We start from the raw sequence: 12,785 nt of genomic DNA, 5'->3' as shown, positions 1-12,785 counted from the left end.
CTGCCGCGCCGCGGCGTCCATAGTTCCTAGCATCAGGCCGCACACTGTTACGTCCCTGCGCCAGACCTATCTGCTACCGTTGAATGGCCTCGCGCCGCGGCCCTGGCCCGGCGTCCACGACGGAGACCGCGCATGCCACGTCCTTCCGAATCCGCGCCCTTGATCGGTGTGATCCCCCCCTACATGCTGGATCGACTGGCGCAGCACGCCGACTCGCGGGTCAGCATGCCCGCGGTCAAGACGCTGATCATCGACCAGCAGCAGCGCAGCCTGCGCGAAATGGCGGTGCAGCCGCCACGCGCCAAGCCCGCCCGCCCGAAAAAGGCGGCGCCTGCCGGCACGCCCCAGCGCGCCGTGCACGATGCGGCCAACACCACCACTTTGCCCGGCAAGCTGGTGCGCGCCGAAGGCGCCCGCGCCAGCGGCGACGCGGCCGTGGACGAAGCCTATGAACACCTGGGATCGACCTACAAGCTGTTCTGGGACATCTACGAGCGCCACTCCATCGACGGCCAGGGACTGCCGCTGGTCGGCACCGTGCATTACGGCGAAGACTACGACAACGCCTTCTGGAACGGCGCGCAAATGGTGTTCGGCGATGGCGACGGCGAAGTGTTCAACCGCTTCACGGTCGCGGTGGACATCATCGGCCACGAGCTCACGCATGGCGTGATCGATGCCGAGGCCGCCCTGCTGTACCAGAGCCAGTCCGGCGCGCTGAACGAATCCCTGTGCGACGTGTTCGGCGCGCTGGTCAAGCAATACACCTTGGGACAGGACGCGCGCCAGGCCGATTGGCTGGTGGGCGCCGGTCTGTTCATGCCCAAGATCCGCGCCCGCGCGCTGCGTTCCATGGCCGAGCCTGGCAGCGCCTATGATGATCCCCTGCTGGGCAAGGACCCGCAGCCCGCCCACATGCGCGATTACGTGGACACGCCCAACGACAACGGCGGCGTGCACATCAACTCCGGCATTCCCAACCGCGCCTTCTACCTGGCGGCCACCGCACTGGAAGGCCCCGCCTGGGCCGGCGCGGGCCGCGTCTGGTACGACGCGCTGTGCGACAAGCGCCTGCGGCACGACGCCGACTTCGCGCAGTTCGCGAAACTGACGCTGGCGGTAGCGGCGGAACGCCATGGTCCAGCCGTGCGCGATGCCGTCGCGCGGGCCTGGGCCGGCGTGGGAGTCCAGACATGATCGAACTGCCTTCCCTGGACCTTGCGATGCTGGTGCGCCTGACCCGCGAAGGCGGACTGGCCTATGTGCCGGCGCTGGCGCAACCGCGCAGCATCGATCTCGTCACCTGCCCGCCGGACCTGCGGCAGGAAGTCTGCGACGCCCTGCAACGCTCCGCCCCGGTCGCCGTCCCGCGCTGCGCCGAAGCGGGCGGCGACCAACGCTATTTCCACGTGGAGGTCATCTACGAAGGCGACGACGTGGCGGACATCAGCTTCGACGTGCCGGAGACCGACGCGCCCGAGCCGCTGGTGCGCTTGTGGAAAAGCCGGGCCGGACAGGCTTGAGCGCAGCGTCCCGGTATTGCCCGATCTGGATGGCGCGGCCCGCATACAGGCCGACGGCCGCCATCGCCAGGCACAAGGCCGCGCACAGGCCCAGCGCCACGCCCCAGTCACCTTGCGCGTCGTGCAGCGTACCCACCAGCGCCGGTCCGCTGGCGGCGAACAGGTAGCCGACGCATTGCGCCATGCCCGACAGCGCCGCCGCCTGCTGCGCATGGCTGGCGCGCAAGCCCACGAATGCCAGGCCCAGGATAATGCCGCCGCCCGTGCCCAGGCCCATCAGGACGATCCACAGCGTCGCCCAGCCGGGCGCGGCGATCAGGCCGGCAAACGCGACGAACGAGGCTGCGGCAGAGAAGAAGGCGGCGCCGCGCTGGTCCTTCAGGCGCCGCACCACGGGGGCCAGGAACAGCGCCGGGACGGCCGACATGAGCTGCAGCAGGCCATGCAGCGCACCGGCGCGTTCAGCCGTATAGCCGGCGTCACGCAGAATAGCTGGCAGCCAGCTCACGCCCACATAGAACACGAATGAATTGATGCCCAGGAACAGCGTCACCTGCCACGCCAGCGCAGAGCGCCACAGGCGGGGTCCATGCGGCGCATGCGCCGTGGATGCCGCGGGCGCGGTGCGATTGGCCAGCTGCGGCAGCCACAGCAGAGCGCTGGCCAGTGGCAACAGCAGCAGGCAGCCGGTGGAAAAGCGCCAGGTCGCGTCGGACAGGTTCGCCAGCGGTATGGCAACAGCGGACGCCAGGCCTGCGGCCAGGCTCATGGTCAGCACGTAGGCCGAGGTCAGGCTTGCGAGCTGCTGCGGAAAATCGCGCTTCAGCAGGCTGGGCAGCAGCACATTGCCGATGGCGATGCCGGATCCGATGACAGCGGTACCCAGGAACAGGCTCCAGGCCGGTCCCAGCGTGCGTACCAGGATGCCCCCCGCGATCAGCAGCATGGCGGCAAACAAGCTGCGCTCCAGGCCGTGGCGGCGCGCCATGCCCGCGGCGAACAGCGACACCACGGCAAAGGCCAGCAAAGGCAAGGTGATCAGCATGCCCGCGGCCATGGAGCTCAGCCCCAGCTGCTCGCGCAGCATACCTGTCAGCGGCGGCACGCCGGTAATGGGCGCGCGCAGCGCCATGGACATGCAGAGTATGCCCGCGATCAACAACACGGGATTGGCGGCGGGGTGTTTGGAAGCGAGAGGATGCGAGTTCATGCCGTCAGCTTAAGCATCGCCGTCCTCGCCGAATTTCGAGATAATGACAAATTATCCCTAAATTCGGTCAAAGCACATTCGATGCAGCGCCTGGACGACCCTGCCCCCTTCTTCAATCCCGATACCGGCTCGCAATGGACCTATGCCATGCGCGTGCATGCGGACGAGAACGACCAGGAATCGCCGCCGCACCGGCACGCCATGGGCCAGCTGGTGCTGTCCCTGCAAGGCGGCGTGACCTGCTCGGTGCCGCAGGGCCTGTGGATGGTGCCGCCGCAATGCGGCGTCTGGATCCCTGGCGGCGTGCCGCACAGCAACCGGGTCACGCAGAACGGACGCGTCTGCTTCCTGTTCGTGCCGCCCGACGCGCCGGGCCTGCCGGAGCAGTGCTGCACGCTGGCCATCTCGTCGCTGGTGCGCGAGCTGGTGGCCTATCTAGCCGACCTGCCCCCGGAGGAAACGGCAACGGCCCCCAACCGCAAGCTGGCCGAGGTGCTGGTCGATCAATTGGCGCGCATGCCGGCCGAGCAACTGCACCTGCCCATTTCCGAACACCCGCGCCTGCGCGAGATCGCCGAAGCCCTGCACGCCGATCCCGCCGACCGCAGCACGGTGGCGCAATGGGGCCGCCGCGTCGCCATGAGCGAGCGCACGCTGGCGCGGCTGATCCGGCAGGAGCTCGGCATGAGCTTTGGCCGCTGGCGCCAGCAGATGCACATCATCCAGGCCTTGCAGCGCCTGTCCGCCGGCGTGTCGGTGCAGCGCACGGCGGAAGACCTGGGCTACGAGTCCGTCAGCGCCTTCATCACCATGTTCCGCAAGACCTTGGGCAAGACGCCTGCCCGCTACTTCGCGGACAAGGCCGACGGTATCAATTGACGGCGGGCGGGTAGTCCAGTTCGCCCGATTTCATCAGGCCGCGCGTGCGCGCCTCGCGCAGTTCCGCGACCGTCTGGTCGCGGGTCTGGTCCGATTGCGACGGCAGCGCGGGCGGATAGTCCTGTTCGCCGTACGTGACCAGTCCCGCCGCGCGCGCGGCGTCGAGTTCCTCGCGCACCTGCTGGCGGGTCTTGGTGCTGACATGAGGCAGATCCACCGGGTATTGCTGTTCGCCGTAAGTCACCAGGCCGGCGGCCTTGGCTTCCATCAATTCGGCGCGCACCTGTTCACGGGTCTTGCCTTCGGCATGCGCGGCGGCGCCCACGAGCGCCATGCTCAGCGCCAGAACGGAGAGTCGGAATGTATTCATGAAATCCTCTGCGGTTAACGAGTGCCGCATTATTCGTTCGGCGGCCCGCCGGGATAAATCCCGCGCGGCGCAATCGAAGGTTGTGCCGCGCGAAAACCTCTACGCACGCCTGCGCCGCGCCACGCGCACCCTTGCGTCCCATGCAAGGGTGGGTTGATCCAGGAATGGTTTTTCCGCCGCCCGCATCTACCTAGACTGAATAGCTCCTGTTATCCAAGGACGCTATTCCATGTTGTCTTCCTCATCCCCGGGCAGGAGCGGCCCACAATCATGACGGCCGCCGCTCCCCCCGCCCCGCCCGCCGCGGCGGCTTTCGGCTGGCGCATCCTGACCGGATTGCTAGGCGTGCTGCTGGCGGTGATCCTCGCCGGGCTCAATGAAAACGTGACCAAGATGGCGCTGCCGGACATCCGCGGCGCGCTGGGCATCGGCTACGACCAGGGCACCTGGTTCGTGGCCGTCTACGCCGCGGCCTCGGTATGCGCCATGGCGTTCGCGCCCTGGTGCTCGGTCACGTTTTCATTGCGCCGCTTCACGGTCGCGGCGCTGGCCGCCTTCGCGCTGTTCGGCGCGCTCTGCCCGTTTGCGCCCGACCTGCCCGTACTGCTGCTCCTGCGCACCCTGCAAGGGCTCGCGGGCGGCGCGCTGCCGCCCATGCTCATGACAGTGGCGCTGCGTTTCCTGCCGCCAGGCATCAAGCTCTACGGACTGGGCGGCTACGCCCTCACCGCCACCTTCGCCCCCAGCCTGGGCATACCGCTGGCCGCCTTCTGCACCGAGGTGCTGGGCTGGCGCTGGGCCTTCTGGCTGATCGTCGGCCCTGCGGCGCTCGCCGCTTGGGCCGTCTGGCGCGGCCTGCCCCAGGACCCGCTCAAGCTCGAACGGCTGCGTCTGTTCGACTGGCGCGGCCTGCTGCTGGGCGCGCCGGCGTTGTCCATGCTGGTCATCGGCCTGTTGCAGGGCGACCGGCTGGACTGGCTGAACTCACCGCTGATCTCCGTGCTGCTGGGCGGCGGTAGCGCGCTGATGGTGCTGTTCATGATCAACGAATGGTCCCACCCCCTGCCGTTCTTCAAGATCCAGCTCTTGCGCCACCGCAACCTGAGCCATGCCTTGCTGACGCTGGGCGGCGTGCTGATCGTGCTGTTGGGCGTGATCCTGATTCCGTCGACTTTCTTGGCGCAATTGCGCGGCTATCGCCCGCTGGAAACGGCGCCGGTATTGCTGACCATGGGCCTGCCGCAGTTGATTGCGCTGCCGCTGGTCGCCGCGCTGTGCAACCTGCGCCAGGTGGATTGCCGCTGGGTGCTGGCTGCTGGGCTCGGACTGCTGGCGCTGTCCTGCCTGCTCGGGTCGCAACTGACGCCGGTCTGGTCGCGCGAGCAGTTCTACCTGCTCGAAGCCGTGCAGATCTTCGCCCAGCCCATGGCCGTGATCCCGTTACTGATGCTGGCCACCGGTGGCCTGGCGCCGCAGGACGGTCCCTGGGCCTCGTCCTGGTTCAACACCATCAAGGGCTTTGCCGCGGTCGCCGCCACCGGCCTGCTGGACGCGCTGACCACCGCGCGCCGCAATTACCACTCCAGCATGCTGGCCGACCAACTGGGCAACTTTCCGCTGAGCACGGCAGGCGAAAGCGCGGCAGCGCTGTCCCGCCGCATCCAGGAGCAGGCCGCCGTGCTGACCTCCGCCGATCTCTATCTGTGCATGGCCGGCGTCGCCGTGCTCCTCATCCTGCTGATCCCCTTCGTCGCGACCCGGATCTACCCTCCGCGCGCCGCGGCCTGAAATCGAGTCCATATCATGTCCTTCTCTCTCTTGACTTCTCCCCTTCCACGCGCCGGCGCCCTCGGCGCCCTGGCCCTGCTGGCCTATGCAGGCTGGTCATGGTCCGCCACCGGCGCCACCGAATCCACCGACGACGCCACCGTCGTCGCCGATCACACCATCGTCGCGCCGCAGGTATCCGGCTTCATCGACGCCGTGTTGGTCGAAGACAACCAGCCCGTCAAGCAAGGCCAGCTGCTCGCACGCATCGACGACCGCGACCATCGGGCCGCGCTGGCGGCCGCAAGCGCCGAACTCGCGGTGGCCAGCGCGCGCCTGTCGGACGCGGCCGCAACGCTGGAACGCCAGCAGGCCGTGATCGAGCAGGCCGTCGCCGTCACGCGCGCCGACCTGGCGGATATCCGCTATGCCGAAAGCGAAGCCCAACGCCACCGCAGGCTGGCCAGCGAGGGCGCCGGCACGCAGCAGGCCTATGAACAGGCCCGCAGCCGTCTGGACATGGCACAGGCACGCCAGGCCGAACACACGGCCACCTTGCAGGCCGCCCGCAAGCAGCGCGAAGTGCTGCAAGCCAATCGCGAGGCCGCGCAGGCCGGGCTGCTGCGCGCGCAGGCCCTGAAGGACCGGGCGCAACTCAATCTGTCGCATACCCAGGTCGTCTCCCCTATCGATGGCATCGTGGGCAGGCGCTCGCTGCGGGTGGGCGCCTACGTCAGCCCCGGCACGCCCATCCTCGCGGTGGTGCCGCTGCAGCAAGCCTATGTGGTGGCGAACTTCCGCGAAAAGCAGTTGACCCGCATGCGCCCGGGCCAGCCCGCAGTCATCATGGTCGACGCCTATCCGGATACGCCGCTGCACGGCCGCGTGCAGAGCATCGCGCCGGCCACGGGCCTGAGCTTTTCGCCGGTGGTCCCCAGCAATGCCACCGGCAACTTCACCAAGGTGGCGCAGCGCCTGCCCGTCAAGATCGTGCTGGATGCGCCGGCCGACGGCGCGCCGCCGCTGCGCGCCGGCATGTCCGTCGAAGCCTTGGTCGATACCGGGGCTGCGGCAGAGGAGTCCGTGCAATGACCGCGCGCCTCTTGATCCGTGCCGCGTTCACTTGCGCCCTTTCTGCATTGGCGGGCTGCGCCGTGGGTCCCGACTTTCAAGCTCCCCAGCCGCAGTTGCCCGCGCAATGGCGTATGGCCAACGAGTCCGCCGCAGGCAGCGTCCCCGTCCCGCAAGACGTGAACACATCCTGGTGGGACAGCTTCGGCGATCCCACCCTGAGCGCCCTGATCATCGAAGCGACCGCGGCCAACCTGGACATACGCATCGCCCACGAGCGCCTGCTGCAAAGCCGCGCGGCCCTGCGCGTGACCGAGGCCGACGGCCTGCCTGGAATCGGCGCGGGCGCAAGCTACAAGCGCGGCCAGAACAGCGAGGTCGGCCTGGCGGACCCTTCGGGGCGCGGCGGCAAATCCTCATTCAATTTGTGGCAGGCCGGCGTGGACGCCAGCTGGGAACTGGACCTGTGGGGCCGCGTGCGGCGCGAAGTCGAGCAGGCCGGCGCCCAGTCGCAGGCGGCGCTGGAGGCGCAACGCGGCGTGGTCCTGGCCATCCGCGCCGAAACGGCACGCAACTACATCCTGCTGCGCGGCGCGCAGAACCAGCTGGACGTGCTGCGCAAGACGCTCGCCAATGCCGAACGCAACCTGGCGCTGACCCGCTTGCGCCAGCGCGAAGGCGTGGCCACCGAACTGGACGTGTCGCAAGCCGACGCGCAGGCCGCCGCCATCGAGGCCCGGGTGCCGCCGTTGGCGTTGCGCGTCGACCAGTTGATGAATGCCTTGGCGCTGCTGCTGGAGCAGCCGCCAGGCGCGTTGCAGGAACGCCTGGCCGCCATCGGGCCGATACCCGGCGGCCCGCTGCAGGTTCCCGTCGGACTGCCCAGTGAACTGGCCGGGCGCCGGCCCGATATCCGGCGCGCGCAAGCCAATCTGCATGCGGCCGTGGCCGCGGTCGGCGTGGCGGAGGGCGATTTCTATCCGCGCATCACGCTCTCCGGCAACCTCGGCCTGCAAGCCTTGCAGCTGCGGGACCTGGACACCGACAACGCCGGCATCTTCGGCGTCGGCCCCGCATTGCAGATTCCCATTTTCCAGGGCGGCCGGCTGCGAGGCAGGCTGCGGCTGCGCGAATCGCAGGCTCAGGAGGCGGCGCTGCTGTATCAAAAAACCGTGCTGAACGCCTGGCACGAGGTCGATAACACCATGACCGCCTATCAGGCGCAGCAGCTGACCCGCGCCAGCCTGGAGCGCGCCTCCGAGAGCGCCCGCCAGGCTCTGCTCAACGCGCAGCGCCAATATGCCGCGGGCGCGTCGGACTTCGTGAATGTGCTCAGCGCGCAGAACGCAGTGCTGGCCAGCGACCAGGAGCGCGTGTCGACCCAGGCCGCGGTGTCGCTGGTGCTGGTGGACCTGTACCGGTCATTGGGCGGCGGCTGGGAGCCCCCTGCCGCGGGCCCTACCCCTGCTTCGGCCCCGCAATGATGAACAGCCGCGGGAACGGCAGCAGCACCGTGCCGTCAGCCAGCGCCGGATACGCTTCTTCGATCAGCGACTGGTAACGGGCCAGGAAACCGGCCTGTCCAGCCGCGTCCAGCCGATCCAGGTAAGGCCGCAGCGCCGTGCCCTTGAACCACTCCACCACGGCTGCCGCGCCCGCCAGCGGGTGGTGATAAGTCGTGCGCCACACGTCCAACAGGCCGCAATGCGGCTTGAGCAGTTCGTAGTACCAGGCGGCGCTGTGCCGCGGCGGATGCTTGAAGCCGCCAATGGCGGCGGCCCACGGCGCTTCGCCGGCCACCTGGCGCGCCAGGCGGTGGGCCGGCTCTTCCAGGTTGTCGGGCGTCTGCACCGCCAGGCTGCCGCCCGGGGCCAGCTTGCCGACCAGGCGCGGATACAGCGTCGCGTGGTCCGGCACCCATTGCAAGGCGGCGTTCGCCAGGATCACGTCGTAGGTCCCGGGCGGATTCCACGTAGCGATGTCGGCCAGTTCGAATGGCATCCCCGGCAGGCGCTTTCTCGCCGACTCGAGCATGTCCTCCGAGCTGTCCATGCCGCTGACCTCGGCGTCCGGATAGCGGCTGGCCAGCACCTCGGTGGAATTACCGGGACCGCAGCCCAGGTCGACCGCGCGCCTCACGTCCTGGTTGGGCAAGGCGGCGACCAGGTCCCGCACCGGGCGGGTGCGTTCGTTTTCAAAGGCGGAATATTGTTTGGCGGACCAGCTGGTCATGACGGCTCCTTGCGGCATTTGTACTGTCCAGCACTCTACGCCCGCCGCACTGGCGCGACAAATCCCAAAAAATGCGCCCGCCATATCCATCGGATATGGCGGGCGTCTTGCGTCAGACCGCGAGGCTTATTCCGCCGCGAGTTCCTGCTTGGACGCGTCCGAGCGGGTTTTCCACAGCGAGAACAGCACGCCGCCAGCGATCAGGCCGAAGGTCACCGACAGCGATACAACCGCCGGCACCTTGCCGATGAAGCCGACCAGGAAGATCTTGGTGCCGATGAAGACCAGGACCAGGGCCAGCGCGTACTTCAAGTAGTGGAAGCGGTGGATCATCGCAGCCAGCGCAAAGTACAGCGCGCGCAGGCCCAGGATGGCGAAGATGTTGCTGGTGTAGACAATGAACGGATCGGTCGTGATGGCGAAGATCGCCGGCACCGAGTCCACCGCGAACAACAGGTCCACGAACTCGATCAGCACCAGCGCCAGCAGCAGCGGCGTGGCCCAGCGCACCTTCTTCGACGTGGCGGGATCCGTCTCCATCACCCAGAACGCGTTGCCGCGCAGCCCTTCCGTGACGCGCATGCGGCGCTTCAGGAACTTCAGGATCGGGTTGGACGCGATATCGGGCGTCTGGTCCGCGATCATCCACATCTTGATGCCGGTGAACACCAGGAAGGCGCCGAACAGATACAGCAGCCAGCCAAAGTTGCTGACCAGCGCCGCGCCCAGGCCTATCATGATGGCGCGCAGCACGATCACGCCGAGGATGCCCCAGAACAGCACGCGGTGCTGATACTGGCGCGGAATCGCGAAGAAACTGAAGATCAGCGCGATCACGAAGACGTTGTCCATCGACAGCGACTTCTCGATCATGAAGCCTGTGTAGTAGGCCATGCCGCTGGCGGAACCCATCTGCCACCAGACCCAGGCGCCGAACAGCAACGCCGCGGTTATGTAGCCGGCGGACAGCAGCAGGCTCTCGCGCACGCCGATCTCGCGGTCTTCCTTGTGCAGCACGCCCAGGTCAAAGGCCAGCAAGGCAACCACGATGCCTATGAATAGCAGCCAGCTCCAGGCCGGTGTGCCGAAGAAATCGGCGGAGAGTAAGGTGAGCAAGGTGTCCATGATGTTCCCGCTTGTGTTCGAAGGGGCCCATGATCCGGATCCCGGGCAAATGGAGAAATCAGCCTGAAAGTGAGTTAAGGTTCGAAAAAACCGAAGTGATTCCTGCCATGCTCAATTACCGACACCTGTATTACTTCTGGATGGTCGCCAAGGAGGGCGGGTTTTCCCGCGCCGCCGAAAGGCTGGACATGGCCATCCAGACCATCAGCGCGCAAGTGCGCGAACTGGAAAAAAACCTGGGCCACCAGTTGCTCAAACCGGCCGGGCGCGGAGTGGCGCTGACCGACGCGGGCGAAGCCGCCTTCGCCCGCGCCGAAGAAATCTTCCAGATCGGCCAGGTGCTGCCCCAGGAGGTCCGCGCGGCAGCCACCAAGCCCGTCATGCGCCTGTCCGTGGGCCTGTCCGACGGTATTTCGAAACTGGCCGCGCAGGCTTTGCTGGGTCCGGTGCTGCACACCCCGGACCTGCGCCTGACCTGCCACGAGGGCGAGGTCGAGGAACTGCTGGGCGAACTGGCCCAGCATCACCTGGACCTGGTGCTGGCCGGCCAGGGCGCGCCCGCCAACCCCAACCTGCGCCTCACCAGCGACCGCCTGGTGTCCTCGCCGGTGGACTGGTACGGCCCCGCCAAGCTGGTGCGCAAGGCCGACACGCAGGATTTCCCGCGCTGCCTGGAGCGCCTGCCGGTGCTGCTGCCCACCGGCCATTCGGTGCTGCGCCAGACGCTGGACCGCTGGTTCGGCGAACAAGGCATTTATCCCAATGTGGTGGGAGAATTCGAAGACAGCGCCCTGATGTCGGTGTTTGCGGCCCGCGGCCTGGGCGTGTTTCCGCTCAGCCGCCTGGGCGGCGGCGACATCGGCGTGCTGCGGGGCTTACGCCCCCTGGCCCGCTGCGACGACGTGCACGAGGAAATCCACGCCATCCGCAACCGCCGCGGACAACACCATCCATTGGTCCAGATCGTGCTCGCCAAGGCCAAGACTTCGGTTTTTTCTTAACGTTTGTCACAACCACGCTGGTTTTTCAGAAATAGAATCCGCCTTATCGTGGCCCCTCTTTAGAAACATCGGAGTACCACCTCAATGAAAAAGATCATCTGGCTCGCCTTCGCCGTGCTCGCCGCACTCTGGACCGGGCTGGTTGCGCTGACGCTGCAGCTGACCAACTGGGTTCTGTCGACCATCGCCACGACCCAGGTGCCCGGCACGGCGCTGGACACGTCGCAATGGGTGCCGCCCGCCTGGGCCGCCGCCTGGGTCGATCCCGCCTGGCTACAGACGCTGCAAGGCGGCCTGGTGTGGGCCGCGCAGGGCCTGAACCAGGTGCTGCCCTTCGCCGGCAGCCTCGGCACGCTGATCTCGGTGCTGGCCTGGATCTTCTGGGGCTTCATCATCGTCGGCCTGCTGGTGCTGGCGCTGATCCTCCACTGGCTGGCCGGCAAGCGCGGACAAGCCGCGGCGCCCGGCCGCCAAGTGGTGTAATAGGGCAGGCAACGCGGCAACCCGGCGCGCTGCCTCCTTATAGGAGCGTGCCGTGTCCATCGTTCATTCCCCTGTCCCCAAGCTGTTCCTGGCGGCCCTGCTGGCCACGGCCGCCACGACGGCACAGGCCCATCCTGCGCGCGCCGCCTACGGCGTCGAGGTCTGCACGGTCACGGGGACTTCCGGGGAATACAGCGTGCGCGTGCGCAACACCGGCACCTCCCCCCTGGCCCGCGCCGAAATCAACGGCGTCAGCCTGGATTCCAAAGGGAACGCGGCCGGACCACTCACGGTCAACCTGACCGACATCCCTCCCGGCAAATACAAGACCGCAGTGCTGGGCCGCCCCGGCAATGGCGCGGCGCTGGTCAGCATCGCCACCTATGTCAGCGCCAACGGCGCCGAAACGCATCAGCAGGATCTGTTTGCCGGCAAGGTCGCGCACGTCTCGCCAGGTTCCGTCTTGCAGTACACGCTGGCTCCCCTGGCCGTGCGCGGCTGGACCGTGGCCTACGGCACCAAGCAGGATCCGAAGCTGGAAACCGGCAGCGCGGTGTTGCTGATCTACCCGGTCAGCCTGGGCAAGAAGCGCGATGCGACGCGTCCGGACGCCGGACGCGCGCCTGCCGACGTGGTGCCGCTTGCGCCCTGCGGCGCGGCGAAGAAGTCCTGAACACGCTCAGGTGCCGCTGAGCAGGTCGCGCTCGTTCAGCAACGCATAGACGATCTCGGGTCGGTTGTCGAAGCCGCGGCGGATGGCGGCGGGGATCGCCGTGCGCGTCTTGCGGCACAAGCCGAGCTGGTCCTCCAGCTGGATCGCAATGCCGCGCGAAGTGCGCACCTCGTTTTCGCTGGGCGTGATGAGGATCACGATGCCCAATTGCGCCTGGATGCGTCCCTGCATGGCGCGCAGGTCCTCCAGGCTGGAGATGTTCTCCAGCCGCGCCACCAGGCGTTTCTCCTCTTCCTTGGTCAGCCGCAGCACGCGGATGTCCGCGGCCGGATCGGCCAGCAGCCGCTCCCGGTCGCACACGCATGCGCCCGGCGGACATTCTTGACGGATGGGAAACGGAAAATTCATGGCGGGCGGAGCGCGTCGCGGCGATCTTACGTATCTTGGAATT

General features: G+C 67.5%; 14 protein-coding genes. 9 read left to right on the top strand and 5 right to left on the bottom strand.

Annotation, left to right across the window (positions count from 1 at the left end):
- Nucleotides 1–132 precede the first annotated feature (132 nt).
- Together AC3WOB_RS05565 and AC3WOB_RS05560 are read left to right on the top strand one after the other, a co-directional pair.
- Nucleotides 133–1,197, top strand: coding sequence for a M4 family metallopeptidase (locus AC3WOB_RS05565; protein ID WP_013395944.1), 1,065 nt, complete (start codon nt 133–135; stop codon nt 1,195–1,197).
- A complete protein-coding gene (locus AC3WOB_RS05560; protein ID WP_492274440.1) occupies nt 1,194–1,523 on the top strand; it encodes a protealysin inhibitor emfourin in 330 nt (109 codons plus the stop codon). Before AC3WOB_RS05565 ends, AC3WOB_RS05560 begins: the two co-directional genes overlap by 4 nt.
- Here AC3WOB_RS05560 and AC3WOB_RS05555 read toward each other — a convergent pair.
- Nucleotides 1,447–2,733 carry an MFS transporter gene (locus AC3WOB_RS05555; protein WP_492274439.1) on the bottom strand — a complete coding sequence of 429 codons (1,287 nt, stop codon included), beginning with the start codon at nt 2,731–2,733 and terminating at the stop codon, nt 1,447–1,449. The two genes, AC3WOB_RS05560 and AC3WOB_RS05555, sit on opposite strands and share 77 nt — an antisense overlap.
- A gap of 81 nt (nt 2,734–2,814) precedes the next feature.
- Between AC3WOB_RS05555 and AC3WOB_RS05550 the strand changes: the two genes are divergently transcribed.
- Nucleotides 2,815–3,612, top strand: a complete 798-nt coding sequence (locus AC3WOB_RS05550; protein ID WP_492274438.1) for an AraC family transcriptional regulator — start codon at nt 2,815–2,817, stop codon at nt 3,610–3,612.
- Here the strand turns inward: AC3WOB_RS05550 and AC3WOB_RS05545 are convergent.
- The gene (locus tag AC3WOB_RS05545) at nt 3,605–3,982 is read right to left on the bottom strand and encodes a DUF4148 domain-containing protein (RefSeq protein WP_492274437.1); all 378 of its coding nucleotides are present in this window, start codon (nt 3,980–3,982) and stop codon (nt 3,605–3,607) included. The two genes, AC3WOB_RS05550 and AC3WOB_RS05545, sit on opposite strands and share 8 nt — an antisense overlap.
- Before the next feature lie 270 nt (nt 3,983–4,252).
- Between AC3WOB_RS05545 and AC3WOB_RS05540 the strand changes: the two genes are divergently transcribed.
- The 3 genes from AC3WOB_RS05540 to AC3WOB_RS05530 are packed head-to-tail and all read left to right on the top strand — an operon-like array spanning nt 4,253 to nt 8,304.
- Nucleotides 4,253–5,770, top strand: coding sequence for an MFS transporter (locus tag AC3WOB_RS05540; protein ID WP_492274436.1), 1,518 nt, complete (start codon nt 4,253–4,255; stop codon nt 5,768–5,770).
- Nucleotides 5,771–5,785: 15 nt separating this feature from the next.
- Nucleotides 5,786–6,841, top strand: a complete 1,056-nt coding sequence (locus tag AC3WOB_RS05535) for an HlyD family secretion protein (protein ID WP_492274435.1) — start codon at nt 5,786–5,788, stop codon at nt 6,839–6,841.
- Nucleotides 6,838–8,304: an efflux transporter outer membrane subunit gene (locus AC3WOB_RS05530; RefSeq protein WP_492274434.1), complete on the top strand. Its 1,467-nt coding sequence runs from the start codon at nt 6,838–6,840 to the stop codon at nt 8,302–8,304. The genes AC3WOB_RS05535 and AC3WOB_RS05530 overlap by 4 nt, the downstream gene beginning before the upstream one ends.
- Here AC3WOB_RS05530 and tam read toward each other — a convergent pair.
- Both tam and AC3WOB_RS05520 read right to left on the bottom strand, forming a co-directional pair.
- Complete coding sequence (gene tam, locus AC3WOB_RS05525; protein WP_492274433.1) at nt 8,279–9,052, bottom strand: trans-aconitate 2-methyltransferase; 774 nt, start codon at nt 9,050–9,052, stop codon at nt 8,279–8,281. The two genes, AC3WOB_RS05530 and tam, sit on opposite strands and share 26 nt — an antisense overlap.
- Before the next feature lie 126 nt (nt 9,053–9,178).
- The gene (locus tag AC3WOB_RS05520) at nt 9,179–10,177 is read right to left on the bottom strand and encodes a TerC family protein (protein ID WP_492274432.1); all 999 of its coding nucleotides are present in this window, start codon (nt 10,175–10,177) and stop codon (nt 9,179–9,181) included.
- 107 nt (nt 10,178–10,284) lie between these two features.
- Between AC3WOB_RS05520 and AC3WOB_RS05515 the strand changes: the two genes are divergently transcribed.
- The 3 genes from AC3WOB_RS05515 to AC3WOB_RS05505 all read left to right on the top strand — a co-directional run bounded on the left by AC3WOB_RS05515 (nt 10,285) and on the right by AC3WOB_RS05505 (nt 12,334).
- Nucleotides 10,285–11,178 carry a LysR family transcriptional regulator gene (locus AC3WOB_RS05515; protein ID WP_041656179.1) on the top strand — a complete coding sequence of 298 codons (894 nt, stop codon included), beginning with the start codon at nt 10,285–10,287 and terminating at the stop codon, nt 11,176–11,178.
- Nucleotides 11,179–11,262: 84 nt separating this feature from the next.
- Nucleotides 11,263–11,661 carry a hypothetical protein gene (locus AC3WOB_RS05510; protein ID WP_492274431.1) on the top strand — a complete coding sequence of 133 codons (399 nt, stop codon included), beginning with the start codon at nt 11,263–11,265 and terminating at the stop codon, nt 11,659–11,661.
- Nucleotides 11,662–11,713: 52 nt separating this feature from the next.
- Nucleotides 11,714–12,334 (top strand): hypothetical protein, encoded by a 621-nt coding sequence (locus tag AC3WOB_RS05505; RefSeq protein WP_492274430.1) that lies wholly within the window; start codon nt 11,714–11,716, stop codon nt 12,332–12,334.
- A gap of 6 nt (nt 12,335–12,340) precedes the next feature.
- Here the strand turns inward: AC3WOB_RS05505 and AC3WOB_RS05500 are convergent, their stop codons facing one another.
- Nucleotides 12,341–12,742: a hypothetical protein gene (locus tag AC3WOB_RS05500; protein WP_492274429.1), complete on the bottom strand. Its 402-nt coding sequence runs from the start codon at nt 12,740–12,742 to the stop codon at nt 12,341–12,343.
- Nucleotides 12,743–12,785 lie beyond the last annotated feature (43 nt).

The sequence above is a fragment of the Achromobacter sp. FW305-C-30-7 genome, from assembly GCF_058783105.1.
This window is presented reverse-complemented; position numbering and strand designations above follow the sequence as displayed.

Coding starts and splice junctions, on each gene's coding strand:
- AC3WOB_RS05565 (WP_013395944.1), top strand. CDS start 133: ATGCCACGTCCTTCCGAATCCGCGCCCTTGATCGGTGTGATCCCCCCC.
- AC3WOB_RS05560 (WP_492274440.1), top strand. CDS start 1,194: ATGATCGAACTGCCTTCCCTGGACCTTGCGATGCTGGTGCGCCTGACC.
- AC3WOB_RS05555 (WP_492274439.1), bottom strand. CDS start 2,733: ATGAACTCGCATCCTCTCGCTTCCAAACACCCCGCCGCCAATCCCGTG.
- AC3WOB_RS05550 (WP_492274438.1), top strand. CDS start 2,815: ATGCAGCGCCTGGACGACCCTGCCCCCTTCTTCAATCCCGATACCGGC.
- AC3WOB_RS05545 (WP_492274437.1), bottom strand. CDS start 3,982: ATGAATACATTCCGACTCTCCGTTCTGGCGCTGAGCATGGCGCTCGTG.
- AC3WOB_RS05540 (WP_492274436.1), top strand. CDS start 4,253: ATGACGGCCGCCGCTCCCCCCGCCCCGCCCGCCGCGGCGGCTTTCGGC.
- AC3WOB_RS05535 (WP_492274435.1), top strand. CDS start 5,786: ATGTCCTTCTCTCTCTTGACTTCTCCCCTTCCACGCGCCGGCGCCCTC.
- AC3WOB_RS05530 (WP_492274434.1), top strand. CDS start 6,838: ATGACCGCGCGCCTCTTGATCCGTGCCGCGTTCACTTGCGCCCTTTCT.
- tam (WP_492274433.1), bottom strand. CDS start 9,052: ATGACCAGCTGGTCCGCCAAACAATATTCCGCCTTTGAAAACGAACGC.
- AC3WOB_RS05520 (WP_492274432.1), bottom strand. CDS start 10,177: ATGGACACCTTGCTCACCTTACTCTCCGCCGATTTCTTCGGCACACCG.
- AC3WOB_RS05515 (WP_041656179.1), top strand. CDS start 10,285: ATGCTCAATTACCGACACCTGTATTACTTCTGGATGGTCGCCAAGGAG.
- AC3WOB_RS05510 (WP_492274431.1), top strand. CDS start 11,263: ATGAAAAAGATCATCTGGCTCGCCTTCGCCGTGCTCGCCGCACTCTGG.
- AC3WOB_RS05500 (WP_492274429.1), bottom strand. CDS start 12,742: ATGAATTTTCCGTTTCCCATCCGTCAAGAATGTCCGCCGGGCGCATGC.